Annotated in this window: 1 protein-coding gene; it reads left to right on the top strand. The window is 71.0% G+C overall.

The genetic code is table 11. The features are described from left to right. The coding region (locus RZA33_RS19705; RefSeq protein WP_416337896.1) for a hypothetical protein at nucleotides 1-245 on the top strand (245 nt) is incomplete at both ends.

The following is a 245-nucleotide window of genomic DNA, read 5'->3' as shown; positions in this document are numbered from 1 at the left end:
CAAGCTGGGCAGCGGCGAGGTCAAACTGGTGAAGGCGTCGGAAGATCTGGCACCGGCCAAGAAGGCCGCGTCGGTGAAGAAGGCCGCGGCCGACAAGCCGCCCGCCGCCAAGAAGGCCGCCCCGGCGAAGAAGGCTGCGCCGGCCAAGAAGGGCGTCAGCCGCGTGGTGGGCAGCAAGACGCCGGCCGCCAAGACGGTCAAGGTCGGCGCGCCCAAGCCCGCGGCCAAGAAGGTGGCTGCCAAGG

This window comes from Halovibrio sp. HP20-59 (genome assembly GCF_033052795.2).
Taxonomy (GTDB): domain Bacteria; phylum Pseudomonadota; class Gammaproteobacteria; order Pseudomonadales; family Halomonadaceae; genus Vreelandella.
The sequence above is the reverse complement of the archived record's forward strand: the minus strand, read 5'-3'. Positions and strand labels throughout refer to the sequence as shown.